Origin of the sequence: Streptococcus sp. 'group B', assembly GCF_002073795.1 — a bacterium.
Taxonomy (GTDB): Bacteria; Bacillota; Bacilli; order Lactobacillales; family Streptococcaceae; genus Streptococcus; species Streptococcus agalactiae.
On sequence record NZ_CP020432.1, the window covers coordinates 1,962,408 to 1,989,020 of the forward strand.

The 26,613-nt window shown below is 35.8% G+C and carries 26 protein-coding genes and 1 pseudogene; 6 read left to right on the forward strand and 21 right to left on the reverse strand.

Features of this window, described 5'->3' with window-relative positions; all coding sequences use genetic code 11:
• Window positions 1-77: 77 nt before the first annotated feature.
• The 3 genes from A6J68_RS10280 to A6J68_RS10290 form a co-directional block, all read right to left on the reverse strand.
• Entirely contained in the window at window positions 78-1,286 is a 1,209-nt protein-coding gene (locus tag A6J68_RS10280) for an NAD(P)/FAD-dependent oxidoreductase (RefSeq protein ID WP_000659003.1), read from the reverse strand.
• 12 nt (window positions 1,287-1,298) lie between these two features.
• Window positions 1,299-2,198, reverse strand: a complete 900-nt coding sequence (locus A6J68_RS10285; RefSeq protein ID WP_000174552.1) for a prenyltransferase — start codon at window positions 2,196-2,198, stop codon at window positions 1,299-1,301.
• Between the two features lie 408 nt (window positions 2,199-2,606).
• Complete coding sequence (locus A6J68_RS10290; RefSeq protein WP_001037495.1) at window positions 2,607-3,212, reverse strand: hypothetical protein; 606 nt, start codon at window positions 3,210-3,212, stop codon at window positions 2,607-2,609.
• 882 nt (window positions 3,213-4,094) lie between these two features.
• Between A6J68_RS10290 and A6J68_RS10305 the strand changes: the two genes are divergently transcribed.
• Together A6J68_RS10305 and A6J68_RS10310 are read left to right on the forward strand one after the other, a co-directional pair.
• Complete coding sequence (locus A6J68_RS10305) at window positions 4,095-4,394, forward strand: YbaB/EbfC family nucleoid-associated protein (RefSeq protein ID WP_000981535.1); 300 nt, start codon at window positions 4,095-4,097, stop codon at window positions 4,392-4,394.
• A gap of 159 nt (window positions 4,395-4,553) precedes the next feature.
• The gene (locus A6J68_RS10310; protein ID WP_000244923.1) at window positions 4,554-5,744 is read left to right on the forward strand and encodes an SAM-dependent methyltransferase; all 1,191 of its coding nucleotides are present in this window, start codon (window positions 4,554-4,556) and stop codon (window positions 5,742-5,744) included.
• Window positions 5,745-5,813: 69 nt separating this feature from the next.
• Here A6J68_RS10310 and A6J68_RS10315 read toward each other — a convergent pair.
• From A6J68_RS10315 to A6J68_RS10325, 3 genes and pseudogenes are all read right to left on the reverse strand, one after another.
• Window positions 5,814-6,539, reverse strand: a pseudogene (locus tag A6J68_RS10315) (MerR family transcriptional regulator).
• Window positions 6,540-6,665: 126 nt separating this feature from the next.
• Window positions 6,666-7,253, reverse strand: a complete 588-nt coding sequence (locus A6J68_RS10320) for a 3'-5' exonuclease (RefSeq protein ID WP_000811662.1) — start codon at window positions 7,251-7,253, stop codon at window positions 6,666-6,668.
• Window positions 7,254-7,296: 43 nt separating this feature from the next.
• A complete protein-coding gene (locus A6J68_RS10325; protein WP_000215421.1) occupies window positions 7,297-7,833 on the reverse strand; it encodes a DUF536 domain-containing protein in 537 nt (178 codons plus the stop codon).
• Between the two features lie 134 nt (window positions 7,834-7,967).
• Here A6J68_RS10325 and A6J68_RS10330 point away from each other — a divergent pair, with 134 nt between their 5' ends.
• On the forward strand, window positions 7,968-9,140 hold the full coding sequence (locus A6J68_RS10330) for an NAD(P)/FAD-dependent oxidoreductase (protein WP_000683561.1): 1,173 nt from the start codon (window positions 7,968-7,970) through the stop codon (window positions 9,138-9,140).
• 43 nt (window positions 9,141-9,183) lie between these two features.
• Here A6J68_RS10330 and A6J68_RS10335 read toward each other — a convergent pair whose 3' ends face one another.
• On the reverse strand, window positions 9,184-9,966 hold the full coding sequence (locus A6J68_RS10335; RefSeq protein ID WP_000338252.1) for a DUF4931 domain-containing protein: 783 nt from the start codon (window positions 9,964-9,966) through the stop codon (window positions 9,184-9,186).
• Between the two features lie 158 nt (window positions 9,967-10,124).
• Between A6J68_RS10335 and rpsN the strand changes: the two genes are divergently transcribed.
• The gene (gene rpsN / locus A6J68_RS10340) at window positions 10,125-10,394 is read left to right on the forward strand and encodes a 30S ribosomal protein S14 (protein ID WP_001085659.1); all 270 of its coding nucleotides are present in this window, start codon (window positions 10,125-10,127) and stop codon (window positions 10,392-10,394) included.
• 360 nt (window positions 10,395-10,754) lie between these two features.
• On the opposite strand, the gene A6J68_RS10350 is transcribed toward rpsN, so the two are convergent.
• The 4 genes from A6J68_RS10350 to tsaB form a co-directional block, all read right to left on the reverse strand.
• Window positions 10,755-11,780 carry a threonine aldolase family protein gene (locus A6J68_RS10350; RefSeq protein WP_000902186.1) on the reverse strand — a complete coding sequence of 342 codons (1,026 nt, stop codon included), beginning with the start codon at window positions 11,778-11,780 and terminating at the stop codon, window positions 10,755-10,757.
• A 119-nt stretch (window positions 11,781-11,899) separates the two neighbouring features.
• Window positions 11,900-12,910, reverse strand: a complete 1,011-nt coding sequence (gene tsaD / locus A6J68_RS10355) for a tRNA (adenosine(37)-N6)-threonylcarbamoyltransferase complex transferase subunit TsaD (protein WP_000655087.1) — start codon at window positions 12,908-12,910, stop codon at window positions 11,900-11,902.
• Window positions 12,911-12,985: 75 nt separating this feature from the next.
• Entirely contained in the window at window positions 12,986-13,393 is a 408-nt protein-coding gene (gene rimI, locus A6J68_RS10360; RefSeq protein ID WP_000445945.1) for a ribosomal protein S18-alanine N-acetyltransferase, read from the reverse strand.
• Window position 13,394: 1 nt separating this feature from the next.
• A complete protein-coding gene (tsaB, locus tag A6J68_RS10365; RefSeq protein ID WP_000978608.1) occupies window positions 13,395-14,087 on the reverse strand; it encodes a tRNA (adenosine(37)-N6)-threonylcarbamoyltransferase complex dimerization subunit type 1 TsaB in 693 nt (230 codons plus the stop codon).
• A 178-nt stretch (window positions 14,088-14,265) separates the two neighbouring features.
• On the opposite strand from tsaB, the gene A6J68_RS10370 reads away from it, so the two are divergent.
• A complete protein-coding gene (locus tag A6J68_RS10370) occupies window positions 14,266-14,496 on the forward strand; it encodes a DNA-dependent RNA polymerase subunit epsilon (protein WP_000639570.1) in 231 nt (76 codons plus the stop codon).
• Window positions 14,497-14,549: 53 nt separating this feature from the next.
• Window positions 14,550-16,229, forward strand: a complete 1,680-nt coding sequence (rnjA, locus tag A6J68_RS10375; protein WP_000065498.1) for a ribonuclease J1 — start codon at window positions 14,550-14,552, stop codon at window positions 16,227-16,229.
• A gap of 157 nt (window positions 16,230-16,386) precedes the next feature.
• On the opposite strand, the gene A6J68_RS10380 is transcribed toward rnjA, so the two are convergent.
• The 10 genes from A6J68_RS10380 to rpsL form a co-directional block, all read right to left on the reverse strand.
• On the reverse strand, window positions 16,387-16,896 hold the full coding sequence (locus A6J68_RS10380; RefSeq protein WP_000392202.1) for a CHAP domain-containing protein: 510 nt from the start codon (window positions 16,894-16,896) through the stop codon (window positions 16,387-16,389).
• A gap of 147 nt (window positions 16,897-17,043) precedes the next feature.
• A complete protein-coding gene (gene glnA / locus A6J68_RS10385; protein WP_000156225.1) occupies window positions 17,044-18,390 on the reverse strand; it encodes a type I glutamate--ammonia ligase in 1,347 nt (448 codons plus the stop codon).
• A 33-nt stretch (window positions 18,391-18,423) separates the two neighbouring features.
• Window positions 18,424-18,795 carry a MerR family transcriptional regulator gene (locus tag A6J68_RS10390; RefSeq protein WP_000664338.1) on the reverse strand — a complete coding sequence of 124 codons (372 nt, stop codon included), beginning with the start codon at window positions 18,793-18,795 and terminating at the stop codon, window positions 18,424-18,426.
• Between the two features lie 79 nt (window positions 18,796-18,874).
• Window positions 18,875-19,414, reverse strand: a complete 540-nt coding sequence (locus A6J68_RS10395) for an FUSC family protein (RefSeq protein WP_000854120.1) — start codon at window positions 19,412-19,414, stop codon at window positions 18,875-18,877.
• Between the two features lie 262 nt (window positions 19,415-19,676).
• Window positions 19,677-20,873: a phosphoglycerate kinase gene (locus A6J68_RS10400; protein WP_001096753.1), complete on the reverse strand. Its 1,197-nt coding sequence runs from the start codon at window positions 20,871-20,873 to the stop codon at window positions 19,677-19,679.
• Window positions 20,874-21,007: 134 nt separating this feature from the next.
• Window positions 21,008-21,877 carry a 5'-nucleotidase, lipoprotein e(P4) family gene (locus A6J68_RS10405; RefSeq protein WP_000858929.1) on the reverse strand — a complete coding sequence of 290 codons (870 nt, stop codon included), beginning with the start codon at window positions 21,875-21,877 and terminating at the stop codon, window positions 21,008-21,010.
• Window positions 21,878-22,085: 208 nt separating this feature from the next.
• The gene (gene gap / locus A6J68_RS10410; protein ID WP_000260656.1) at window positions 22,086-23,096 is read right to left on the reverse strand and encodes a type I glyceraldehyde-3-phosphate dehydrogenase; all 1,011 of its coding nucleotides are present in this window, start codon (window positions 23,094-23,096) and stop codon (window positions 22,086-22,088) included.
• 203 nt (window positions 23,097-23,299) lie between these two features.
• Window positions 23,300-25,378: an elongation factor G gene (gene fusA / locus A6J68_RS10415; RefSeq protein WP_000090323.1), complete on the reverse strand. Its 2,079-nt coding sequence runs from the start codon at window positions 25,376-25,378 to the stop codon at window positions 23,300-23,302.
• Window positions 25,379-25,532: 154 nt separating this feature from the next.
• Window positions 25,533-26,003 (reverse strand): 30S ribosomal protein S7, encoded by a 471-nt coding sequence (gene rpsG, locus A6J68_RS10420; RefSeq protein WP_000087842.1) that lies wholly within the window; start codon window positions 26,001-26,003, stop codon window positions 25,533-25,535.
• Window positions 26,004-26,024: 21 nt separating this feature from the next.
• Complete coding sequence (gene rpsL, locus A6J68_RS10425; RefSeq protein ID WP_001142328.1) at window positions 26,025-26,438, reverse strand: 30S ribosomal protein S12; 414 nt, start codon at window positions 26,436-26,438, stop codon at window positions 26,025-26,027.
• Window positions 26,439-26,613: the final 175 nt, after the last annotated feature.

Genomic DNA, 26,613 nt, shown 5'->3' on the forward strand with positions numbered 1-26,613 from the left:
CATTTCTTTTATAGAAATATCTGCAAGAGCTAGTTTCCTAGCTTCGTAACAATTGGTAAATAACTTACTTTAATATCTTAATGATATAAATCAAAACGTCCCTTAGCTAGAAGTTCTTTAAGTCCACCCATATCAACAAGTGATTTGTTCATGATAATCTTCTTCATAACCGACGCAGGGTATTTTTTAATTTTAGTTTTTCCAACAACACCAAGTCCATGCGTATTTCCTACTGAAGCAACTGTGCCTTGCGGACTATACGAAAAGTCTTCTGTAGCTTCACCTTTGATTTGATGTAAAAGGTTTTTAGCAACATGAGCTCCCATACGAGTTGCAATTTGAGCTGTTGTTGGGAATGGGCGACCAGACTCAGTGTCCATAAATGCAGACACATCACCGATAACATAAACATTATCGTATTTTGGATCACGCAAATCACTGTTGACCATTACACGTCCACGACGTTGATCAAATCCTGATTCTCCCATAACCGGACTTCCACTAACACCTGTTGTCCAAATGATAGTACCTGCGGTAATAGATTTGAGTTCTTCATCCTCTTTACTAGTACCATAAACAACTTCACCCGGTTTGATTTCCTTAATCATACTTCCAAGCATCAAATTAATACCTAAATCCTTAATTAAGTTGACACCATATTGCGCTAATTCATCATCAAACATTGGTAGGATGCGAGTTGCTGCCTCTACACAAATAATTTCAATTTGTTCAGGTTTTACACCCGCTAAAGCAGCATATTTTGGTCGCTCATCAACCATAGCTCCGGCTAACTCAATACCTGTAAAACCAGCACCACATACTAAGAGTTTGAGAAGATTTTCATCTTTTGTCTCACGGTACAACTTCATTGTATTAACAATGTGATTATGGATGTTTTCTGCTTGCGAAATATTGGTCATCTGCAAAGCATTCTCCATAGCACCCTTGATGCCAAAAGTTTCAGATACAAAGCCTAAGGCAACTACGACATAATCATAATGGAGTTCACCGTTATTTTTAACTGTTACTGTTTTATTTTCAGCATCGACTCTAAGCACCTCATCTTGCATGAAGTTAACCTTATTAGTGTTGATAACATCCTTAATTGGGAATGTAATTTTTTCTTTTGGCTGAGAGCCTGCAGCTACTTCATGTAATTCTGTAGCTTCGTAGTGATAATCATTCATGTCAACAAGGGTAATATGAAAATCACCTGATTGTTTTTGTAAATTACGAACTGCTTTCAAACCGGCATAACCAGCACCTAAAACTAGGATTTCTTTCATGATAAAACTCCTCTAAAAAATGATTCCAATTAGATACGTTAAGACTTGGGTTGCAGATCCCAGTGCTAGAATACGTACCGCACAAACAAATGTTTCTCTCTTAACCTGTTTTTGCCACAATAGTTTTGTCTGCTTATAAATAAATGGTATTAATAACAAACTCAAGAGTACTGTAACAGGCGCAAGTCCAAAAAGAAATTCAAAAACAATTGCCAATAAAGCTATACTATTAGAAATAGCAAACAGCAAGAGTCCACCTCTTATCCCTGTATAATGTACAAGGGTATAGCGATGATTTTTTTCATCTTCTTCTTTGTCGCACAGATTATTCGCCAACATTAGGTTGGCAATCCATAAGGTGTTCGGCAAGGAAATCAAGAAAATTTTGCTTAAGTTGAGGATATCCCACGAAAAGTTTTGATAAGTGTTTAGATATACACAAATTAAACTAATCATAAATCCCATTGTCAAGCCAGAAAATACTTCTCCTAAGGGCAGACTAGATAAAGGTCTTGGACCAAAGGAATATAAAACACCAATTCCAAAACAAAAAAGTCCCATCCATAAAAGAGGCAGACCGACTTGGGAAACTAAAACTAAACCAATCATACTAGAAGTAATGACTAAACTTGCCATAATAACTTCTATTTGGCGTAGGGATAGGTTCTCACGACCAATAATGTTAGTGTCATTCTTATAATCCAAATCCACAGCATTCCGATAATCATTGTAATTATTCCAAATGTCAACGAACATATTGAATAAAAACATAGCAACGAAGAATAAACCGACATATACAGGGTGTACTGAATTGTAGTAATAAGCACTAAAACACAAACCAATCAAAAATGGTAAAACACTAGCTGTTTTGGCTTTCATTTCTACCAACTCTAGAAAGATTGGTAATGTCATTATTAAAGTCCTCTCTATACATAATCTTCAACAATACTATTATAATGCAATTTCTACCATTTTTAAAACAATAGGGCTTGATTTTTGATTAAAAATACAAAAAATTTTTCTTAAAATGAGTTAATCACACTTAGAACACTAAATACTATTTTGAGGAGTCCTATTCATCACACTATGCCATGTAATATTCGGAAAAATAGTATTGCAACCCTCAACTATCCCTTATGTTGGCACCAGCCTTTGAAAGTCCTCTGATTGCACTGCTTAGTTAGTATTTTCATCAGCTGTATGATCTCTAAGAGCCATCAGCATACTAAAAAAACTAGTATTACACTTTGAAAAGTGTAACACTAGCTCCAATTTGTTTTAAATAGCTTAACTATTTAATCATTAATCTACTTTATATATTTAAGCATTTAAAGTTGAATGTTGGTTGAGGATACCTGAGAGAGAACCTTGAATATAATTTGGCAATACTTGTTTTTGAGCACGTTCATAGATTTCTGAATCTGTTAACTGACGTTCTGATTTGGGGCTTGATACTTGCGGTGTCACTGCTGCATTTTGTTGTTTGTAAAGTGTTGAATGCTGGTTAAGGATACCTGAGAGAGAACCTTGGATATATTTTGGTAATACTTGTTTTTGGGCACTTTCATAAAGTTCTGAATCTGTTAACTGACGTTCTGATTTGGGGCTTGATACTTGCGGTGTCACTGCTGCATTTTGTTGTTTGTAAAGTGTTGAATGCTGGTTAAGGATACCTGAGAGAGAACCTTGGATATATCTTGGCAATACTTGTTTTTGGGCACGTTCATAAAGTTCTGAATCTGTTAACTGACGTTCTGCTTTTGGAGGTGTTGCTTGCGGTGCTGTGAAAGTTGAAGCTGAAACACCTTGTGTAGAACCAAGAGCTACGAATGCTCCTCCAGCAAACATTGCTGAGACAAGACCAAGTTTCAAATAGTTAGCAGTTGAGACGTTGTTGACTTTTTTTTCTGTAATAAGTTTGTTCATAAGAATTACCTCTTTCTTTTGGGTTATTTATTTTATGAACTAAGTATAACAACAAGAAATAAAGTAAGGTTAAACTAAATATAAAATAATTCTTAAGTCATTCTTAGGAAACCATAAAATCATACACTAACAAAAAATTTGGTATCTAGCTCAAAAGTAAAAGTAGAATAAAAGCTTTTACTTCTGAGCTAGTAATGAATAAATTATATTTGCATCTAGTTTGGAATTAGCCCTAGTGTATTATAATGATCCCTACAAATATGTGCCAAACACCTTCTTCATATATACAAGATTGATCTAACATTCCTATACCCTTAATGGTGGGCACATTCTCTTCATGTTCCATATAGAAATCAACAGATAATTCCGTATTGTCCCTATTATTAAATTTTCCAGTTAATGATAAATTATATCATCCACCTTGAGGTGTCCTATTACCAATCTGTTCAACCTTTACACTTGACGAATCGAATTGAACAGATTCTGTCTTATCATTCTGTGATTTAGAACATCAACAATTTCTTGTTCATGTTCTTTGAGGTAAGCTAGTTGTTCTTCTTTAACGTGCTTTTATCTTTCGTACTTACTGATACTTGAGAGCATTTTTTTGACCCTACTTCTTACTAATCAGCTGACGTCCCTATAAGATGAATCATAAACACATAGCTGCCACTAACCATTTTAACCTTTTATGCATACATAATTCTTCTTGATATCCCATACCATTATCTTTAGTATAAACACTTAATAAAACAAGCATTTAACAACTAAGGTTAATAAAATTCAATAAATCTAATCCTTCTACTTACTTTAGTTTATCACTTTTTTCTCTCATCCTATGCTATAATAGTAAGGTATCAAAATTTAGGAGAATATAGTCTTATGATGAATATGCAAAATATGATGCGTCAAGCACAAAAGCTTCAAAAACAAATGGAACAAACGCAAGCTGATTTAGCAGCTAGCCAGTTTACTGGAAAATCTGCTCAAGAGCTCGTTACCGTGACATTTACAGGCGATAAAAAGCTAATTTCAATTGATTACAAAGAAGCTGTGGTAGACCCTGAAGATATTGAAACACTACAAGACATGACAACTCAAGCTATCAATGACGCTTTAAGCCAAGTTGACGATGCTACAAAAAAAATTATGGGAGCATTTGCGGGTAAAATGCCATTCTAAAAAATAAATCACATTTACTGAATCACCTGTAAATGTGATTTTTATTTCAAACTTCTTTCATTTTTTCACGAAAACAAGTTTTATTTTCAAAAAATATTTGCAAAAAATCAGCAGAGAGGTATAATAACATTGAAAATATTAGAGAGAAGGTGACTAACCATGGTTATGGATAGTCTAATCATAAAACAGTTGATTAAGAGTACATTTGATATACCCTTACAAGTCACTTATCCAAATGGGAATATTGAAACTTATAATGGTAGCAATCCCCACGTCAAACTTAAACTAAACAAAAATTTCTCCGTCTCGGAGCTATCAAAAGACCCTTCCATAGTATTGGGTGAAGCTGTTATGGATGGAGACATTGAAATTTATGGTTCTATACAAGAATTAATTTTATCAGCTTACCGCTGTGGAGACAGCTTTCTACGTAATAGTAAATTTAGCAAATTGATTCCTAAACAATTTCATGATAAAAAACACAGTAAATCCGACATTCAAAAGCATTATGACATCGGAAATGATTTCTATAAACTGTGGCTTGATGATACCATGACTTATTCATGCGCCTATTTTAAACATGAAAATGATAGTCTAGAGCAAGCTCAACTAAACAAAGTACACCATATTCTTAATAAATTAAATGCTCAGCCGGGAGGGAAATTACTAGACATCGGTTGTGGCTGGGGGACACTTATCATTACTGCTGCTAAAGAATATGGCTTAAATGCGACAGGTATCACCTTAAGTGAAGAGCAGGCTTCTTTCATTACTAAGCGTATCAAGGAAGAAGGGTTGGAAAATAAAGTAACAGTCCTCATTAAAGATTATCGTGACATTCGTGAAACATACGATTATATCACTAGTGTTGGTATGTTTGAACATGTAGGAAAAGAAAATTTATCTCAATACTTCCAAACCATTTCTAAAAGACTCAACATCAATGGTCTAGCTCTTATTCATGGTATTACTGGACAAGTGGGTGGTAATCATGGTAGTGGAACTAATTCTTGGATTAATAAGTATATCTTCCCAGGAGGATATATCCCTCGTTTAACTGAAAATTTAAATCATATAGCTAGTGCTGGACTTCAAATTGCTGACTTAGAACCGCTTCGTCGTCACTATCAAAAGACTCTCGAATTATGGACAAAAAATTTCCACAATGCCCTTCCTGAAGTTCAGAAAACTCATGATAAGCGTTTTATCAATATGTGGGACCTCTATCTTCAATCTTGTGCGGCCTCTTTTGAATCTGGCAATATTGATATTTTTCAATACTTGCTTTCAAAAGGTGTTTCAAAAGACACTATGCCTATGACACGCGATTATATGTATTCTGCTAATTGATATAGTTAATATTATAGTATTCCAACTTATTCTAAATAAAAAGGACTCTCTTGAATTCAAGGGAGTTCTTTAACGTTCTTCTCTGGCTAACTCTATACAATGTGACTTTTGGTGACAATGTGGACAGAATACTTTTCGCGTCTTAGGGGTATGTTTCGCTAGATTAAATGCTTGATATGTCGGTGTAAAGGTTTGATGACAATTTGGACAAAGATAAACAACCTGTTGTTTAAAATACCAAACCATACCATTCATAGCTATTAAGAATACTGTTACTGCTATCCACATAAGCCATCTTTGATTTAGAGAAACTGCTGCTATTATTAACGTAATATAGACCATAATAATCATAACGACTTGTAGCACTATGCTTTTTTGTAGTATACCCCATTTTCTTTTGTTTTCTTCCATAAGCACAATGTCAGAAAGATAGCCTAATGTTTTACTATCTTGTTTTTCTACAGTTTTTAGTAGGTTGACAGCTTTGTCAAGTTTGTCTTTTTTACTATCAATAGCTAGCCTTAATTCTCTTATCTACACTTGTAAAAAAAGCTCTAAAATCTGGCTAGCATTGTCTTCAGTAAATAGATTTTTGATATTATCAATTGAAAAATCTAAATCTCGTAAATAAATAATTTGTCTAAGCTTTTCTAAATCAGCAATACTATAAACCCTCCTACCTCCTTCAGATAGTTCTGATGGGGATAAAATTCCTCTTTTGTCATAGTACTGAACAGTACGAACAGTAACTCCTGCTTCTTTAGCTAAGTCACCAGTGGAATATTTTTCTGACATGTTTCACACCTCCTTTAATATAGTAAACACTTCTTTATCAGAAACACCTTTACTATATCAAATGACCTAAGGTAATAAGCAAGTAATAACGCTAAGTATTTTTAACTTTAAATAAAACTACAACAATTAATCAAACAAATTTCCTAAAGTCGCAAATGGGCTATCAACTGCTACCTCTTTTTGCTGTTTTAAATAGATTTTATTTTCATCCAAGTCCAGAAATTTTTCATAAACACGCGCAGTCATACGGGCATCCTCTAAGCTATTATGTGCTTTACCCTTTATTCCTAAAAAGTCAGCAACAGTAGTCAATTTAAGGTTGACAATACCATTTAAATCTGTACTGCGTCTCACAAAAGCTTCATCATATAAGTCCACCTGATATTGACTAGTTAGATCCAAACCATTTTCAACTAAAAGGGGTAAATCCGATTTATACCCATTATAACCAATCAGTGGTGTATCTCCAACAAAACTCTGAAAGTCTGTCAAAACTATCTCAATTTTAGGAGCCCCTATAATATCTCTAGCTGTAATACCTGTTAAACCATTAATAAAGCTTTGTAATGGAACTTTTGTGTGAACATAAGTATCAAATAAAGCAATCTCTTGATGATTAGAATATTTAACGGCCGACACTTGAATAATATGGCTATGCTCACCAACCGTGTTAAACTCTAAATCAAAAGCTATATATTCTTGTAATTGTTTCATTATTTCTCCTAAAAAGCGCAAGGAAACTCCTTACGCTTTTATTCTATTTTTTATTGAAGAAACGTCCAAAGAAACTTTTTTTAACAGCTTCTAATTCTTGAATTTTTTCTTCTTTGGCTTCTTGAATCTCCTCAACCTCTGCTTTAGCTTCATTTAACTCAAGTTGCAGACGTTGCGTATCTTCCATAGCAGTTAAAGTCAATTGCTGTTGTTGATCTAATTGCTTATCTTTCTCTGCTATTTGAATATCTTTTACATGTAACTGCTCGTCTTTTGAAGCAATCTGAATATCTTTTGCTTTTAACTGTTCATATAAACGTGTGATTTCAGTATTCTTCTCATCAACGAGAATTTCTAAAAGTTCTCGTCTTGATGCTTCTTCGTCAATTGGTTCCTCTTCCAAAATAGTTTTTTTATAGATTTCTTCCAATTTAATCAAGCCATCACGATTAACAACTGTAACGCCTTTACTATTCTTTTCCACACATTCTTCAGGGAGTGTTTTAACTCTGTTATTCATCGCTTGACGACTAACCCCTAAAATTTCAGCTAATTCACTAACCGTCTTTTCAACTGTCATAACTTCCTCTTTTGTACTGATTTTCTTATAAAAGAATATCACAATCCTAATCTAGTGTCAATTTACTGTCAACTTAAAGTGTCAAACAAGACATTTTGACGTCTATTTCTCTATTTATATGCTAGAATAAGATTATGAAGCATTATGACACAATAATTATAGGTGGTGGACCTGCTGGAATGATGGCAGCTATTTCCTCAAATTTTTACGGCAACAAAACACTTCTTATTGAGAAAAATAAACGTTTAGGCAAAAAACTAGCTGGAACAGGTGGTGGCCGCTGTAATGTTACCAATAATGGAAACCTTGATGAGCTCTTAGCTGGTATACCTGGAAATGGCCGTTTCCTATATAGCGTCTTCTCACAATTTGATAACCATGATATTATTAACTTCTTTCAAGACAACGGCGTCACACTTAAAGAAGAAGATCATGGGCGTATGTTCCCTACTACTGATAAATCTCGTACTATCATTAACGCCCTTGAAAATAAAATAAAAGAACTTGGTGGTCAAATTATGACTGACACAGAAGTTGTCTCTGTCAAAAAGATAGGAGATTCATTCTATATCAAAACTAAAGATACACAGTTCGCATCCGATAAACTTATCGTAACAACTGGTGGTAAATCCTATCCGTCTACAGGTTCTACTGGTTTCGGTCATGACATTGCTCGTCACTTTAAATTAGAAGTCACAGATATGGAAGCCGCCGAAAGCCCTCTTTTAACTGATTTTCCCCATAAAAAACTACAAGGTATCTCCTTAGATGATGTCACTTTGTCATTTGAAAAGCATATTATTACACACGATCTTCTCTTTACTCATTTTGGATTATCAGGACCAGCAGCCTTGCGAATTTCTAGCTTTGTCAAAGGCGGAGAAACTATATACCTAGATGTTTTGCCCAATATCTCTGTTAAAGAATTGGAAATACACTTCCAAAATGAAAGAGAAAAATCTTTGAAAAACGCTCTTAAAATACTTCTTCCTGAGCGTTTAGCTGAATTTTACGCTGAAGACTTACCCGAAAAAGTAAAACAAGTATCTGTAAAAGACTTAGAAATGTTAATTCAAAAACTTAAAAAACTTCCTATTTTAGTAACTGGCAAGATGTCTCTAGCAAAATCCTTTGTAACAAAAGGGGGAGTTGATCTTAAAGAAATAAACCCCAAAACACTTGAAAGTAAAAAGGTAGCTGGTTTACATTTTGCTGGTGAAGTCCTAGACATCAATGCTCATACGGGAGGGTTTAACATTACTTCTGCCTTATGTACAGGCTGGGTAGCTGGTAGCTTACACTATTAATACATGAAAGCTGAACAATTCCGTCAGCTTTTTTATATAGAATTTAAAGATAATATTTGGCTCTTAAGGCTTCTTTGATTTTTTCCAATTCATCTGGTAAATTTACCTGATGAATAGCATACCCAATCTGATAAGGGGATACTATAAAACGAGGAACAATTTTACAAATAAGACCCCCATCATGCTTATAGAAAAAGAGATTATAAGATTTACAGCGCCCTCCCAAGAATTCATTTAAAATATAATGACACAAAATTGGTAAACTATCTGCAATCAAAATAGCGTTTTCCAATTTGGATACTTTAATTGTGAACTCTGTGAAATCAAGCATAGGACGATTGGCAATACTAATCTCTGCTTGTTGACTCGTTTCCGAACAAACCTCGATACCATCAAACCAATCTAAGTTCAACGTTTCATAAGCATCTACGTTTTTTAAGCCAACAATTTGGCTATGAGGATGTCGTAAACTTCCGCCAGATAAGGGCCCAAAATTTCGATAAAGAACGACCGAACGGTAATGACCACTTTCTTCCATTAATTGCCATTTTGACAAAAGATAATCTAACAATTGGCGCATCTTTGACTCACTATAAACTGAAATATCCCCATTGTGATCATTTGATTCAATCACCAATGTTTGATAGGTTTCTTCTAAAGTTGGGTATTTATTTTCTACCCAGATCATATCGTCTTTCACGTCTAGGATTTTTCCTAATTGGCTTTTATCACAAAATGGACATTTGTCTTTATTGCTGGGTTTTTGTTTCGCGATATTAGGGTTAAATCGGATATATCTTTCATTCATACTGTTATTGTAACACATTCATCACCATTACAATATAATACTTATCCAGTTAACATTTTCCTTGCATTCTTAGCTGAAAAGAGTATAATAGAATCATGTCTTGTTTACCGGTTAATTACCAGTTAACTAGGCACCCTGTTTTGGGATAGAAAAATCTTTTTGGGAAAGGAGAAATCATGGCTAAGAAATCAAAAATTGCTAAATTTCAAAAACAGCAAAAACTCGTAGAACAATATGCTGAACTACGTCGTGAGTTAAAAGAAAAGGGTGATTACGAAGCACTTCGTAAACTTCCTAAAGATTCTAACCCTAACCGACTTAAAAATCGTGATTTAATCGATGGCCGTCCTCACGCTTACATGCGTAAATTCGGTATGAGTCGTATTAACTTCCGTAACCTAGCTTACAAAGGCCAAATTCCTGGCATTAAAAAAGCAAGCTGGTAATTCGTGAAGACAAATAGTTACTTTTTATGACTATTCTATTGAGTGTGGACGAATAGTTAATACATTGTAATTATTTAACCTGTTGAGTATTTACTCAGCTATTACAAACTTCTTCAAAATTTTATTATCATAGGAATGTAGGATCTCATCAATCCTTAAATGACTAATAATAAAAGATGAAAAAATTTTTCTTATCTCAAATCATAGATGCCAATTTATTTATTTTCAAAAAGCCCGGTATGCCAAGATACCGAGCTTTTTATTATTATAAATACTGATAAAATTCTTTTAGTTAATCCCAAAAACAAGACTATTATTTTGTAATAGTCACTACTGAATAATATTTCTTTTATTAAAAACTCACAAGACATTTCTTAAAGCAGTTACATCTTCGCGACTAGTTGACCAACTAGTTGCTAGACGTATTACAGTATGATGGTCATCATATTTTTCCCAAAAACTATAAGCTACATTCTTTGCTAAATCTGCTAGTTTTGTATTTTCTACAATAATAAATTGTTGATTAGTTGGTGATTTTAAATAGAATGAGTAACCTTTTTCTTCTAAAATGATTTTTAATTCCTCTGCTAAGTCGATCGCATGCTTTCCAATTTTTAAGTAAAGGTTATCCGTAAAGAAACGATCAAAAGCAAGCCCCAGCAATCTTCCCTTGGCTAATAACGCACCATGCTGCTTTACAATTGTAGTAAACTGTTTTGGACGATTTTTCTTTGTGAAAACAACTGCTTCCCCAGCAAGAGCCCCCATTTTGGTTCCACCAATATAAAAAACATCTGATAAGGCTGCAATCGTTGGGAAATCAACATCTGTATCTTTCGCAGCCAAACCATACCCCAGACGAGCACCGTCAATAAATAAGGGGATTTGATAATGTTTACAAATCTTCGATAACTCTTCTAGTTCTGCTTTACTATAAAGTGTTCCATATTCTGTTGGATGTGATATATAAACCATTCCTGGAAAAACCATGTGTTGGTAATTACCATCAGCATAAAAAGTCTCAATATAAGTTGCGACTTCGCTTGCGAGTAATTTCCCATTATGAGAAGGTAAAGTCAATACCTTATGCCCTGAAAATTCTATGGCTCCTGCTTCATGACTACTCACATGACCTGTTTCTGCAGCAATAACTCCTTCATAAGAAGCAAGCATACTACTGATAACTACTTGATTTGTTTGAGTACCACCCACTAAAAACTCAACTTCAGCTTGTGGACAGGAACAGACTTCTCGAATTTTATCTGCCGCTTGTTGACAGTAACTATCTGTCCCATATCCCGATAGACCTTGATCATTAGTTTCAATAAGGGCATTTAAAAGCTCTGGATGAGCTCCTTTATTATAATCATTTTCAAAATGTAACATTCCTTAACTCCTTTATTAGTTAAAAAAATAGCGACAATATCATTTGCTAATATTTTTGAATATTCAATCATTATAACAAATAAAAAATATCAAAACAAGCGTTTTGATATTATGAACACCTATAAACTCTCAAAAGCTAAACTAGGTTTGGCATTCAATTTTAAAGAAGCAAAATTCTCTTTTTCAAACTCTATCGCTGCTGCTAATGCAATCATTCCTGCATTATCCCCACATAATCTAAGAGGAGGAATAACCACATCAATATCAGGAGAAATATCAGTAGCCAAGCGTTCCCGAAGTCCTTGATTAGCTGCAACTCCACCAGCAACGACTAAAGTTTTCACTGGATACTTTAACAAAGCTTTTTGAGTTTTGGCCAATAAAATATCCAAAACAGCCGCCTGAAAGGAAGCACATAAATCTTCAAGAACCAATGCTTCACCCTTTTGTTCTGCATTATGATGTAAATTGATAAATGCAGATTTTAATCCAGAAAAAGAAAATTCAAGATGATCTTCTTTGATCATCGCTCTAGGAAAATGGTAAGTATCTTGACCCTTATGAGCTAACTGATCAATCTCGCGACCTGCTGGATAAGTTAAGCCCATAACACGGCCTACTTTATCATAAGCTTCTCCAACAGCATCATCCCGAGTTTCTCCTACTATTTTGTAATCTCCCGGTTCAGAAACATATACTAATTCTGTATGTCCCCCACTGACAAGCAAAGCTAACAATGGGTATTGAAGTTCCTTAACGTCACGTGCTGCCATTAAATGACCTGCCATGTGGTTTATAGGAATTAGAGGTAATTTATTTGCCCAAGCGAAAGCTTTTGCTGCAGCCATACCTACCAATAAGGCTCCTACTAATCCCGGACCATATGTTACAGCAACAGCATCCAAATCGCTAGCAACAATACCTGCTTCTTGAAGAGCATCCTCAAAACAGGTTGTTACTACTTCAACGTGATGACGGCTTGCCACTTCAGGAACAACACCACCAAAACGTTTGTGACTTTCAACTTGACTTGCAATAATATTAGCTAGTAACTCTTTATCATTTTTTAAAATAGCAACACTAGTTTCATCACATGAACTTTCCACTGCTAAAATATATCTATCTTTCATAATGATATTAATCCATCAATATCGTCTTTTCCATTAGTATTGAGGACTATTCATATCCTTTCTATCATCAACTATTTATCCCTTGCGCATCACTATAGCATCTTCAATTGGATCATGGTAATAATTTTTGCGCTTTCTTAAAACTACAAAACCACACCTCTCATAAAGTTTTTGTGCTACGATATTTGAATAACGAACCTCAAGAAAAACTGGCACCTCTATATCGGCGATCATTGACATTAACTGGTAAGCATAACCTTTACCTTGATAATTTTTTTTAACAGCAATATTAGTAATTTCTACTTCACCTACCAATTGTTGAAGAGCCAAAAAACCAATGACTTCACCGTCATTATAAACAAAAAAATAATCTGTTGAATCTTTTTTTAAATCTTCTGAAATCTGCGATAAACTCCACGGAGATTTGTCATAGACATCAGATAGTACGCTCCATATAGCCAGTGCTTGTTCTGATGATTCCATGTCAAACTCTCTTAATATATTCTTCTGTATTCGTTTCACAGTGGTTTTTTAACCAATTTTCCTCAGCTTCAACACGTTTTAAGTATCGTGGAACAAACGCATCTACATTAACGCTTTTCATTTTTTGTCCTTTGCGCCCAATTGCTACTGCACAAGGTAAAGTTTCTGTAATTTTAGCATGTGGTAAGGCTTTCTTAATCTGATCAAAAAATGCTGCAACCTCTCCGACAAAATGAACATTGGCTTTATTCCCCACCTCTTGTAAGACTTCTTCAAGAGAAGTGTGACAGTCTGGTTTAACAGTATCACCATTTTGATAGAAACCAACATAAACATTGTTACGTCGTGCATCTATAAGTGGTACCAATAAATCATTTTCTGAAAATCCATTTGTTAAAGCGTACAGGCTAGATACTCCAACTAAGTCAATCTTAAGCGTATAAGCTAGCATTTTTGCTGTAGCAACAGCTACACGTAAGCCCGTATAAGATCCTGGACCCTCTGATACTACGATACGGTCCAAATCTTGAGGTTCTAAATCAATTGATTGCATTAAAAAATCAATGGCTGGCATCAAATTAATGCTATGATTCTTTTTGATATTGATAGTGACAGTCGCTAAACATTCCATATTGTTTAGTACAGCCACTGATAGTGCTTTGCTTGAAGTATCAAAGGCTAAAACTTTCATCATTTAACTTCCCTTACTTGATTCTACCTCTTATTTTATGATATAATCATGATAATTGCAACGAATCAAGGTTAATTCTATTACTCTATAAAAACTTAATAATGGTTTGTCATTGTCTCACTTAACGGCATTGACCCATTTTTTTATAGTTAGAAAAACCGAGAGATAAGAAAGGATTATTATGATTTATAAAGTTTTCTATCAAGAAACAAAAGAACGCAACCCACGTCGTGAGCAAACCAAAACACTTTACGTTACTATTGATGCAGCTAATGAATTAGAAGGTCGCATTGCTGCACGTAAACTAGTTGAAGAAAATACAGCTTACAATATCGAATTCATCGAGTTACTTTCAGACAAACACCTTGAATATGAAAAAGAAACTGGTGTTTTCGAGCTCACTGAGTTCTAGAAAGGAGTTAAACATAATAGCTAGAGTAATCTACCCATTATGATAAACTTATTATGTCAAATATCAACTTAAAACCCGAAGAAGTTGGGGTTTATGCGATTGGTGGTCTCGGTGAAATCGGAAAAAATACTTACGGTATCGAATATCAAGACGAAATTATTATTGTAGACGCTGGTATTAAATTCCCTGAAGATGATCTTTTGGGAATAGATTATGTTATCCCAGACTATTCATATATCGTTGAAAACATTGACCGTATCAAGGCCCTTGTTATAACTCATGGGCACGAGGACCACATCGGTGGTATTCCTTTTCTATTAAAACAAGCTAATTTACCGATTTATGCAGGTCCTCTCGCTCTTGCTCTAATCAAAGGTAAGTTAGAAGAACATGGTTTACTTCGTGACGCTACATTATACGAAATCCACGCTAATACAGAGCTGACTTTTAAAAACTTAAGCGTTACATTTTTCCGCACTACTCACTCCATTCCTGAACCATTAGGTATTGTTATTCATACCCCTCAAGGTAAGGTTATTTGTACAGGTGACTTCAAATTTGACTTTACACCTGTTGGGGAGCCCGCTGACTTACATCGTATGGCTGCTCTAGGTGAAGATGGTGTCCTCTGCCTTTTATCAGACTCGACAAATGCTGAAGTTCCAACCTTCACTAATTCCGAAAAAATTGTTGGGCAATCTATTATGAAGATTATCGAAGGTATCGAGGGACGTATTATTTTCGCCTCTTTTGCTTCAAACATCTTCCGACTCCAACAGGCTGCTGAAGCTGCTGTTAAAACTGGTCGTAAAATTGCTGTTTTTGGACGGTCAATGGAAAAGGCAATTGTTAACGGTATTGAACTTGGCTATATTAAAGTTCCAAAAGGTACCTTCATTGAGCCAAGCGAACTTAAAAATCTTCATGCTAGTGAAGTTTTAATTATGTGTACAGGTAGTCAAGGTGAGTCTATGGCAGCACTTGCTCGTATCGCTAATGGTACTCATCGTCAAGTTACTTTGCAGCCTGGTGATACTGTGATTTTCTCATCAAGCCCAATCCCTGGTAATACAACAAGTGTCAATAAATTAATCAATACCATTCAAGAAGCTGGTGTCGATGTTATTCATGGTAAAATTAACAATATCCATACCTCCGGCCATGGTGGTCAACAAGAACAAAAATTAATGTTACGCTTGATTAAACCAAAGTATTTCATGCCCGTACACGGTGAGTATCGCATGCAAAAAGTCCATGCTGGTTTAGCAGTTGACACAGGTATTCCTAAAGAGAATATCTTCATTATGGAAAACGGTGATGTTTTAGCTTTAACGAGCGACTCTGCTCGTATTGCTGGACATTTCAATGCTCAAGATATCTACGTTGATGGGAATGGTATTGGCGATATTGGTGCGGCAGTTCTACGTGACCGCCACGACTTATCTGAAGATGGTGTTGTCCTTGCCGTTGCTACCGTTGATTTCGATTCAAAAATGATTTTAGCTGGACCAGACATCCTTAGCCGAGGCTTTATCTATATGAGAGAATCTGGGGACCTTATTCGCGAAAGCCAACATATCTTATTCAATGCTATTCGTATTGCACTGAAAAATAAAGATGCAAGTATCCAATCAGTAAATGGAGCTATTGTTAATGCCTTACGCCCATTCTTATATGAAAAAACTGAGCGTGAGCCTATCATTATTCCTATGGTCCTTACCCCTGATAAATAAACAAAAGAACGGAAAATACTTTCTCCGTTCTTTTTAATTGCCTATATTAGCAAAATAAGTTAATATATCAAATTACTTCTGGGATAACTATAGAATATAAAAGAACTCCAAACAGTATCGTACTTTTATACCGTCTATGTGAGGAGTTCTTTATAGATTAATTCGGATAAATGTAGCTAACTACCCCTGGTGTTACTGTATTTTGTGGATCAAACCAACCACGATAATTATCAATCCATTGATGACCTGCATAATTAGATTCTAAAACCTGAATTTTATTAGTGACAGGATCTACAGCTGTAACATAAGCCACATGTCCATAACTACCATCAGTCCAACATACGATAGAACCCACGCGCGGTTGTGTCCCTACTGTATAACCAGCTGATGCGGCGCTCGCAGCCCAATCACCACCGTTTCCCCACCAGTTACCTGCCCATGTTGCCATCTCCTTTACACCCCATGTGCATTGACCTAGTGGAAACGTATTACTAGCTGGATGTGCTTGAGCAATTTCCTCCGCACTTGCTAGGTAGTCTACATCTACTGCATAGTTATATGTATTCGCATCTGCATTTGTTGAAGCAAATGAAAAAGCGGACACCAAAGCCACTGTTCCAAGCATTGTTTTAGACTTTAATTGTTTTATGTTCATGTTTTCCTCCATCTGATGACTCCTAGTTTATCAAATCCATATAACAGACAAATGAAAACCTGTAACAAGTTTTAGGCAATTTTTTACAATAATTTACAAAAAAACTAGTTTTAGACTTTACAAAATAAAGCCTAAAACTAGTTATAAACATTCTTATGATTAATATAAATCTAGGTAATTATCAATTTCCCATTGTGAAACATAAGTCGCATAACTTGCCCATTCAATACGCTTAGCGTCTAAGAAATTAGTATAGATATGAGTTCCTAGGGCCGCTTTTACCACTTCATCTTCTTCAAGTGCTTTAAGAGCATTATGAAGAGTAGATGGTAAATCAACAATACCTGCTTGACGACGTTCTTCTACAGTCATAGCATAGATATTTGTCTCAATTGGTTCTGGTGCTTCAATTTTATTCTCGATTCCCTCAAGTCCTGATCCCAAAAGTACTGATAAAGCAAGATAAGGATTTGCTGTTGGGTCAACCGAGCGCAATTCTAGGCGTGTTCCCATACCTCGAGATGCAGGTACACGAATAAGTGGCGAACGATTGCGACCTGCCCAAGCAATGTAAACTGGTGCTTCGTATCCTGGTACCAAACGTTTATAAGAATTAACAGTTGGATTAATGATAGCTGTGTAATTGTAAGCGTGTTTCATTAACCCACCTAAAAAGTAGTAGGCATCCTCTGATAATTGCATTCCACGTGGATCTTCTGGATCAAAGAAAGCATTGTTCCCTTCATTATCAAAAAGAGACATATTACAATGCATACCTGAACCATTGATACCAAACTTAGGTTTTGCCATAAAAGTAGCATATAAACCATGCTTACGAGCAATTGTTTTAACAACCAATTTAAATAATTGAATGTTGTCACAGGCTTTTAAAACATCATCATATTTAAAGTCAATTTCATGCTGTCCAACTGCTACTTCATGATGACTAGCTTCAACTTCAAAGCCCATTTGTGTTAAGACATTAACAATTTCACGACGTGTATTATCTGCTAAGTCTGTTGGAGCTAAGTCAAAGTAGCCTCCTTTGTCATTAACATCAAGTGTTGGGTTACCATTTTCATCCATTTTAAATAGGAAAAATTCAGGTTCTGGTCCTAAGTTAAATGACTTATAGCCCATCTCTTGCATACGTTTCATATTACGCTTAAGATTTCCACGTGGATCTCCGGCAAAAGGTTCTCCTTCTGCTGTATAGATATCACAGATTAGACCTGCAACAGCTCCATTTTCATCTCCCCAAGGAAAGACAATCCAAGTATCTAAATCAGGATATAAATACATATCAGATTCATTGATACGAACAAAGCCCTCAATAGAAGATCCATCAAACATTGCTTTATTTGATAAAACTTTGTCTAATTGTTCATCTGTAGCCGGAATTTCGACATTTTTCATTACTCCTAAGATATCTGTGAACATCAAACGGAGGAAGGTAACATTTTTTTCCTTAACTTCGCGACGAATATCTTCTGCTGTGATAGTCATATAGTCTCCTTAATATCTAGCTTGACTGCATGTTTACAAATGCATATTTCCAATGTGCTGTGAAGGACTTGAAAAACGCCCTTGATTACGGAGCTCATCTTGTAAAAGTCGACGAACCTCGGCATCTGATAATGACTTTTGTTTCTCTTTGGACTTATGTTGTCTTTGCATGTATTCATTTTTAATATCAGAAATATGCAAACCATCGCTAATGAAGTCTTTTATTTCCAGTAAGCGGTCCATATCATTCAGTGAAAACATGCGGCGGTTACCTTCAGTACGTTCAGGTGTGATTAACCCTTGATCCTCATAATAGCGAATTTGTCTGGCAGTCAAATCTGTCAACTTCATAACAGCTCCAATCGGGAATACAGCCATTGTACGCCTAAGTTCTCTTTCTTTCATGATGGCCTCCTTTCATTAAACCATTATAAACTTTAAAAAGTTTGATGTCAACTCTCATGTGAGATTTTATGACATCAAACTATAATTTGTTATTTTTTAGTTTTTTCCGAAGTATTTCAATATCTGTATTAACCATCATTGCAATAAAAACACCACAAAAAGTTTCAAAAATACGTGCAAAAACATATAGAATTGTCTCTCCGCTTGGGATAGATAAAGTTATAATAAGTAATGCGGCTGTTCCCCCAATAATACCTGATTTATTATTACAAGCAACATTAATCATGATACATAACATGGTACAAATAGGAACAATTAATAAAGTGACCCAAAAAGCTTGATGAAATATCTCATTGAATGCAAAAAATACTAAGGAGAGTAAGCCACCTATACTATTACCAATAATTCTAGAAAAACCAAAGTGCACGCTTTTATCAAAGTCTTCTCTTAAACTAAATACAGCAGTTAGAGCACCAATTTGAAGCCCGTTCCAACCAAATAAATGAAAAACCAATAAAACTAAAAAGACCGATAAGCCTGTTTTAAATGTTCTCATTCCAAATTTAAACTTTTTAATATCAAACTTGTAATTAGATAATAATTTTTTTAACGTTTTCATACCTATCCCTTCACTATATATTCTAACATATCAATCCATAAAACCCTTTTTGTAAACGTTTTATTTATTACTAGTATATCTTTTATAAACCAATTTATATCAAATCGTCATAAACTTTTGAAAATTGCAGTGTCAACCAAATACCACTATATCTAAAAACTAGTAAATGATAAATGAAGTCAAGGAAAGTTCAATAACTCTACATTATCAACTAAAAAAAGACATGCATCAGCATGTCCTTTAATATAAATTATAATGACTATTATTTTTCAGTCAATGCTGCCAAACCTGGTAATACTTTACCTTCGAGCAATTCCATGCTTGCTCCACCACCAGTAGAGATCCATGAGAATTTGTCAGCACGACCAAGGTTGATAGCAGCTGCTGCTGAATCACCACCACCGATGATTGATTTAACGCCTGGTTGTTTAACGATAGCGTCCATTACACCGATTGTACCAGCTTGGAAGTCAGGGTTTTCAAAGACACCCATAGGTCCGTTCCATACAACTGTTTTAGCACCAGTAAGTGCTTCATCAAATTTAGCGATTGATTTAGGACCGATGTCAAGACCAAGGAACCCTTCTGAAACTGCTTCACCTTCAGTGTCGCGAACTTCAGTATAACCAGCAAATGCGTTTGCTTCTTTTGAGTCAACTGGCAAGATCAATTTACCGTTTGATTTTTCAAGGAGGTCTTTAGCAACATCCAATTTGTCTTCTTCTACAAGTGAGTTACCGATTTCGATACCTTGAGCTTTGTAGAATGTGTAAGTCATACCACCACCGATAAGAACTTTATCAGCTTTTTCAAGAAGGTTTTCGATAACACCAATCTTATCAGAAACTTTTGAGCCACCAAGAATAGCTACGAATGGGCGTTCTGGAGTTTCAACTGCTTCTTGGATGTAAGCAATTTCGTTTTCAAGAAGGAAACCAGCTACAGCTTTTTCAACGTTTGCTGAAATACCTACGTTTGATGCATGAGCACGGTGTGCTGTACCAAATGCATCGTTAACGAAGATTCCATCTCCAAGTGAAGCCCAGTATTTACCAAGTTCTTCGTCATTCTTAGATTCTTTCTTACCGTCAACATCTTCAAAACGAGTGTTTTCAACCAAAAGAACTTGTCCATCTTCCAAAGCATTGATTGCTTCTTCTAATTTTGCACCACGAGTAACACCTGGGAATACAACATCTTGACCAAGTTTAGCAGCTAAATCAGCAGCTACCGGTGCAAGTGATTTTCCTTCTTTGTCAGCTTCTTCTTTAACACGTCCAAGGTGAGAGAAGAGGATAGCACGACCACCTTGTTCGATGATATACTTGATTGTTGGAAGAGCCGCAGTGATACGGTTGTCGTTAGTGATAACGCCGTCTTTCAAAGGCACATTAAAGTCAACACGAACGAGGACTTTTTTACCTTTCAAATCAACGTCTTTAACAGTCAATTTAGCCATTAGTAAAACTCCTTATATAATTTGATATTATTTATTATAACATATTTTTGTGAACAGTTGTAATTATTGATTACTTTTTCACAAATAGATTTCATAGATTTTCCTAGTTGTTTTTAAGAGAATTCGTATACTTATTAATCATACGAATGCAACATTTTTTGTCGTTCTTTCAATTGTTTTTGAACATCCAGATGTTTTCCTTGATAAATAGCACTTTCCCAAGAACCGTACATAGGATTTGGGAAAACAATAAATTTACTACCAAACTCACTTTGAAGTTTAGTTAGTAGTTGTTCTCTATCTGTACTAGATGATTTAGAAAAATCAGCAAAATCAACTAAATTATCTCCAAAAAGCATAATTAAATTGGTATCTTTTTGAACTGCCTGACGGCGACTCTCTTTAGATTTCATTCCTTTTTTAAGGAAAAGCAAGTGGTCTTTCCCTTGAACAGGTATACCTTCCTTCTCTAAATTTTCTTTAGTCGCATCAACTTGAGCATCTGTACGATCTGAGACATAATAAATTTTTATTCCCTTTTCATTAGCATACTTCAAAAATTCTTTGGCACCCGCAACAGCCTTAGCTGATTTCTTTTGCACCCATTTATCCCAACTCTCTGGCGTGAAACTAGAGCCATCTTTAATATTCTTTGCTTGATATGGGCTATTATCTAAAACTGTTTCATCTAAATCTAAGATAATTGAATATGGTTTTTCACTGGGCTTTTGTAACCAATCATCTAACTTCATTTTAGCAACATTATAACCTTGTAAATATAAAGCCTTGGCTTCTGCAGAATTTTGATACCAAAGGACAGACATAGTGTTTTCCTTAGCCAACAGTTTATTAGAACTTAGAGAAATATTTTTAAATTTCGTCTTTTGCTCCACCTTATCTGGAGACATATCAGCTTTTTTAGTACTGTGGTTTGACTGACATGCTGTCATCATAAATACAGCAACAGATAACGATAAAACTGAAAAAACTTTTGTAGTCTTCATAAAACTTCTCCTCTATATTTTTTCAATTAAATCATACCACTGCTTACTTTCAAAATCAAACCTTATTTTAACTTATAGTCAATATAATTCATTTTTCATTTATTTTCTGATAATTTTCTATAATAAAATGAAAAAACATTCGTATTATTTTTTATTTATAAAAATAAAAGAGGGATAAATCCCTCTTTTACATCATATTAATTAAAAATTATTTTGCAATTTTTGCAAAGTATTCAAGTGTACGAACAAGTTGTGAAGTGTATGACATTTCGTTATCGTACCATGAAACAACTTTAACCAATTGGTTACCGTCAACAGTTTGAACTTTAGTTTGAGTAGCATCAAACAATGAACCGTATGAAATACCAACGATATCAGATGATACGATTGGATCTTCAGTATAACCGTATGAATCGTTAGCTGCTGCTTTCATAGCTGCATTTACTTCTTCGACAGTTACGTCTTTTTCAAGAGTTGCAACCAATTCAGTTACTGATCCAGTTGGAACAGGAACACGTTGTGCAGCACCATCAAGTTTACCGTTCAATTCTGGGATAACAAGTCCGATAGCTTTTGCAGCACCAGTTGAGTTAGGAACGATGTTTGCAGCACCTGCACGAGCACGACGAAGGTCACCACCACGGTGTGGTCCGTCAAGGATCATTTGGTCACCAGTGTATGCGTGGATAGTAGTCATCAAACCTTGTTTAACACCAAAGTTGTCTTGTAAAGCTTTAGCCATTGGAGCAAGACAGTTTGTAGTACATGAAGCACCTGAGATAACTGTTTCAGTTCCATCAAGGATATCGTGGTTAGTGTTGAAAACAACTGTTTTAACGTCGTTTCCACCAGGAGCTGTGATAACAACTTTTTTAGCACCATTTTCATGGATGTGTTGTTCAGCTTTTTCTTTTGATGCAAAGAAACCAGTTGCTTCAAGAACGATTTCTACGCCATCAGTAGCCCAGTCAATGTTTGCTGGTTCGCGTTCAGCAGAAACTTTAACAAATTGACCGTTAACTTCGAATCCACCTTCTTTAACTTCAACAGTACCGTCGAAACGACCTTGAGTTGTGTCATATTTCAACAAGTGTGCAAGCATGTTTGGATCTGTAAGGTCGTTGATACGAGTAACTTCAACACCTTCTACGTTTTGGATGCGACGGAATGCAAGACGACCGATACGACCGAAACCGTTAATACCAACTTTAACTACCATTAGTGATTTCCTCCTTATGAAAATCTCAAATATTTTATTTTAGGGATCCCCCTAACCAATGTGAAAAGATTAACTTGTACATATGTGCAAAAATCTTTCAACACAATTATTATATCTTTTTTCGAGAAAAATTGCAATGAATTTACCACTTTCAAAAAGAAAAAAAGATACTCTTTCGAGTACCTTTCATAAGTTTTCAGAAATTATTCACCAGAGTTTTTCTTGATGATTTCTTCTTGAACTGACTTAGGAACATCTTCGTAGTGGTCAAATACCATCATGAATGTGCCACGTCCTTGTGTTGCAGAACGAAGAACTGTTGCATAACCAAACATTTCAGCAAGTGGAACAAAGGCACGAACAACTTGTGTATTACCACGTGCTTCCATACCATCAACACGACCGCGACGTGCAGTCACGTGACCCATAACGTCACCAAGATTGTCTTCTGGAGCTGTAATTGTAACAAGCATCATTGGCTCAAGGATAGCTGGTTGCGCTGATTTAGCAGCTTCTTTAAGTGCAAGTGATGCAGCAATCTTGAAGGCTGTCTCAGATGAGTCAACATCATGGTATGAACCATCGTAAAGTTTAGCTTTTACGTCAACCATTGGATATCCAGCAAGAACACCGTTTGCCATAGATTCTACAAGTCCTTTTTCAACGGCTGGAATAAATTCACGAGGAACCACACCACCGACGATAGCATTTTCGAATTCGAATCCTTTACCTTCTTCGTTTGGTGTAAATTCAATCCAAACATCACCAAATTGACCTTTACCACCAGATTGGCGTTTGAAGAATCCACGTGCTTGTGTAGAAGCGCGGAATGTTTCGCGGTATGATACTTGAGGTGCACCAACGTTTGCTTCAACTTTGAATTCACGTTTCATACGGTCAACAAGGACATCAAGGTGAAGTTCACCCATTCCTGAGATAACTGTTTCACCAGTTTCAACGTTAGTTTCAACGCGGAACGTTGGATCTTCTTCAGCAAGTTTTTGAAGGGCGATACCCATTTTATCTTGGTCAGCTTTAGATTTTGGCTCAACCATCAATTGGATAACTGGTTCTGGAACTTCAATTGATTCAAGAATAACTTTTGATTTTTCATCAGTCAATGAATCACCTGTAGTTGTATCTTTCAAACCAACAGCCGCTGCGATATCCCCAGCATAAACAGTTTCAATTTCTTGACGACTATTTGCGTGCATTTGTAAGATACGTCCGATACGTTCACGTTTACCTTTAGATGTATTCAACACGTATGAACCTGAATTAAGAACACCTGAGTACACACGGAAGAATGTTAAGCGACCCACGAAAGGATCTGTCATGATCTTGAAGGCAAGCGCTGCAAATGGCTCTTCATCTGAAGCAGGACGTGTTTCTTCTTCGTCAGTATCAGGGTTAATACCTTTGATTGCAGGAATATCAAGTGGGCTTGGAAGGTAATCAATAACAGCATCAAGCATCAATTGAACACCTTTATTCTTGAAGGCTGAACCACACAATACAGGGTAGAATTCAACATTGATAGTTGCTTTACGAATAGCAGCCATCAACTCTTCGTTAGTGATTTCTTCACCTTCAAGGTATTTCATCATCAAATCTTCATCAGTATCAGCAACTGCTTCTACTAATTTTTCACGATATTCATTTGCTTGATCAACATACTCTGCTGGAATATCTTCTTCAAGGATATCTGTACCAAGGTCATTAGTATAGATTTCAGCTTTCATTTTGATTAAGTCAATAATACCACGGAAATCGTCTTCTGAACCAATTGGCAATTGAATTGGGTGTGCATTCGCTTGAAGACGGTCATGAAGTGATTGTACTGAATAGAGGAAGTCAGCACCGATTTTATCCATTTTATTAGCAAAAACGATACGTGGAACTCCGTATTCTGTTGCTTGACGCCAAACTGTTTCAGTTTGAGGTTCTACACCTGATTGAGCATCAAGAACTGTTACCGCACCATCAAGTACGCGAAGTGAACGTTGAACTTCAATTGTGAAGTCCACGTGTCCTGGTGTATCGATGATGTTAACACGGTGACCATCCCATTGTGCTGTTGTTGCAGCTGATGTAATTGTGATACCACGTTCTTGTTCTTGTTCCATCCAGTCCATTTGTGAAGCACCTTCGTGTGTTTCACCGATTTTGTGGATTTTACCAGTATAGTAAAGAATACGCTCAGTTGTTGTTGTTTTACCAGCATCGACGTGAGCCATGATACCGATATTACGAGTTTTTTCAAGTGAAAATTCGCGAGCCATTTGGTTTCTCCTATATTTTAAATTATTTACTTCTTTATTATAACACTATTTATAAAAAACGGATAGGCAGGACCTACCCGTTCTAATTGCTAACATTGCTATCTACCAAACAATTTGTTTAGTAGCTATGATAAGTCTCAAAAAGAGAGTAATCTTACCAACGGAAGTGTGCAAAGGCACGGTTAGCTTCAGCCATTTTGTGAGTATCTTCACGTTTCTTAACTGATGCTCCTGTGTTGTTTGCAGCATCCATGATTTCTTTTGCAAGACGATCTTTCATAGTGTGTTCACCACGAGCACGTGATGCGTTAACCAACCAACGAAGTCCTAAAGTTGTACGACGTTCTGGACGAACTTCGACAGGAACTTGGTAGTTTGATCCACCAACACGGCGTGCACGTACCTCAAGTACAGGCATGATGTTTTCCATAGCTGTTTCGAACACTTCAAGAGCATCTGTTCCAGTAGCTTCTTTAATTGCTTCAAAAGCATCATATACGATAGTTGCAGCAGTACCACGTTTACCATCAAGCATTACACGGTTGATAAGACGTGTAACGATTTTTGAGTTATACAATGGATCTGGCAATACTTCGCGTTTAGGCGCTTGATTTTTACGACTCATTTTCTCTTATCCCCCTTCTAATTACCCTTTAGGACGTTTAGCACCGTATTTAGAACGGCCTTGTTTACGATCAGCTACACCTGCAGTATCAAGTGCACCACGAACGATATGGTAACGTACCCCTGGAAGGTCTTTTACACGTCCACCACGGATAAGCACAACACTGTGTTCTTGCAAGTTGTGTCCGATACCTGGAATGTAAGCAGTAACTTCAATAAGGTTGCTCAAACGTACACGAGCAAATTTACGAAGGGCAGAGTTAGGTTTTTTAGGTGTCATAGTTCCAACACGAGTTGCAACACCACGTTTTTGTGGTGCAGATAATTTAGTGTGAACTTTTCTGTGACTGTTGTAACCAATATTCAAAGCAGGTGAATCTGATTTTTCAACTTTAGATTTACGTGGTTTACGTACCAACTGGTTAATTGTAGGCATCTACATTTCTCCTGTAAGTTTTTTATTTTTGGTTGATATAGCACTTGGTGACAGCCTATATCTGCGTGTACTTTTGCAACAATTGTCAGCACGTCTCTGTACACTTTTGAGAGACCAAAAGTAAAAGTACCGTTTATCATAGTATCATTTTACACATAATGTGTCAAGCTTTTAT

What these genes read in the sequence shown, in the direction of transcription:
- A6J68_RS10280 (WP_000659003.1), bottom strand. Translation starts at nt 1,286, where the DNA reads ATGAAAGAAATCCTAGTTTTAGGTGCTGGTTATGCCGGTTTGAAAGCA.
- A6J68_RS10285 (WP_000174552.1), bottom strand. Translation starts at nt 2,198, where the DNA reads ATGACATTACCAATCTTTCTAGAGTTGGTAGAAATGAAAGCCAAAACA.
- A6J68_RS10290 (WP_001037495.1), bottom strand. Translation starts at nt 3,212, where the DNA reads ATGAACAAACTTATTACAGAAAAAAAAGTCAACAACGTCTCAACTGCT.
- A6J68_RS10305 (WP_000981535.1), top strand. Translation starts at nt 4,095, where the DNA reads ATGATGAATATGCAAAATATGATGCGTCAAGCACAAAAGCTTCAAAAA.
- A6J68_RS10310 (WP_000244923.1), top strand. Translation starts at nt 4,554, where the DNA reads ATGGTTATGGATAGTCTAATCATAAAACAGTTGATTAAGAGTACATTT.
- A6J68_RS10320 (WP_000811662.1), bottom strand. Translation starts at nt 7,253, where the DNA reads ATGAAACAATTACAAGAATATATAGCTTTTGATTTAGAGTTTAACACG.
- A6J68_RS10325 (WP_000215421.1), bottom strand. Translation starts at nt 7,833, where the DNA reads ATGACAGTTGAAAAGACGGTTAGTGAATTAGCTGAAATTTTAGGGGTT.
- A6J68_RS10330 (WP_000683561.1), top strand. Translation starts at nt 7,968, where the DNA reads ATGAAGCATTATGACACAATAATTATAGGTGGTGGACCTGCTGGAATG.
- A6J68_RS10335 (WP_000338252.1), bottom strand. Translation starts at nt 9,966, where the DNA reads ATGTGTTACAATAACAGTATGAATGAAAGATATATCCGATTTAACCCT.
- rpsN (WP_001085659.1), top strand. Translation starts at nt 10,125, where the DNA reads ATGGCTAAGAAATCAAAAATTGCTAAATTTCAAAAACAGCAAAAACTC.
- A6J68_RS10350 (WP_000902186.1), bottom strand. Translation starts at nt 11,780, where the DNA reads ATGTTACATTTTGAAAATGATTATAATAAAGGAGCTCATCCAGAGCTT.
- tsaD (WP_000655087.1), bottom strand. Translation starts at nt 12,910, where the DNA reads ATGAAAGATAGATATATTTTAGCAGTGGAAAGTTCATGTGATGAAACT.
- rimI (WP_000445945.1), bottom strand. Translation starts at nt 13,393, where the DNA reads ATGGAATCATCAGAACAAGCACTGGCTATATGGAGCGTACTATCTGAT.
- tsaB (WP_000978608.1), bottom strand. Translation starts at nt 14,087, where the DNA reads ATGATGAAAGTTTTAGCCTTTGATACTTCAAGCAAAGCACTATCAGTG.
- A6J68_RS10370 (WP_000639570.1), top strand. Translation starts at nt 14,266, where the DNA reads ATGATTTATAAAGTTTTCTATCAAGAAACAAAAGAACGCAACCCACGT.
- rnjA (WP_000065498.1), top strand. Translation starts at nt 14,550, where the DNA reads ATGTCAAATATCAACTTAAAACCCGAAGAAGTTGGGGTTTATGCGATT.
- A6J68_RS10380 (WP_000392202.1), bottom strand. Translation starts at nt 16,896, where the DNA reads ATGGAGGAAAACATGAACATAAAACAATTAAAGTCTAAAACAATGCTT.
- glnA (WP_000156225.1), bottom strand. Translation starts at nt 18,390, where the DNA reads ATGACTATCACAGCAGAAGATATTCGTCGCGAAGTTAAGGAAAAAAAT.
- A6J68_RS10390 (WP_000664338.1), bottom strand. Translation starts at nt 18,795, where the DNA reads ATGAAAGAAAGAGAACTTAGGCGTACAATGGCTGTATTCCCGATTGGA.
- A6J68_RS10395 (WP_000854120.1), bottom strand. Translation starts at nt 19,414, where the DNA reads ATGAAAACGTTAAAAAAATTATTATCTAATTACAAGTTTGATATTAAA.
- A6J68_RS10400 (WP_001096753.1), bottom strand. Translation starts at nt 20,873, where the DNA reads ATGGCTAAATTGACTGTTAAAGACGTTGATTTGAAAGGTAAAAAAGTC.
- A6J68_RS10405 (WP_000858929.1), bottom strand. Translation starts at nt 21,877, where the DNA reads ATGAAGACTACAAAAGTTTTTTCAGTTTTATCGTTATCTGTTGCTGTA.
- gap (WP_000260656.1), bottom strand. Translation starts at nt 23,096, where the DNA reads ATGGTAGTTAAAGTTGGTATTAACGGTTTCGGTCGTATCGGTCGTCTT.
- fusA (WP_000090323.1), bottom strand. Translation starts at nt 25,378, where the DNA reads ATGGCTCGCGAATTTTCACTTGAAAAAACTCGTAATATCGGTATCATG.
- rpsG (WP_000087842.1), bottom strand. Translation starts at nt 26,003, where the DNA reads ATGAGTCGTAAAAATCAAGCGCCTAAACGCGAAGTATTGCCAGATCCA.
- rpsL (WP_001142328.1), bottom strand. Translation starts at nt 26,438, where the DNA reads ATGCCTACAATTAACCAGTTGGTACGTAAACCACGTAAATCTAAAGTT.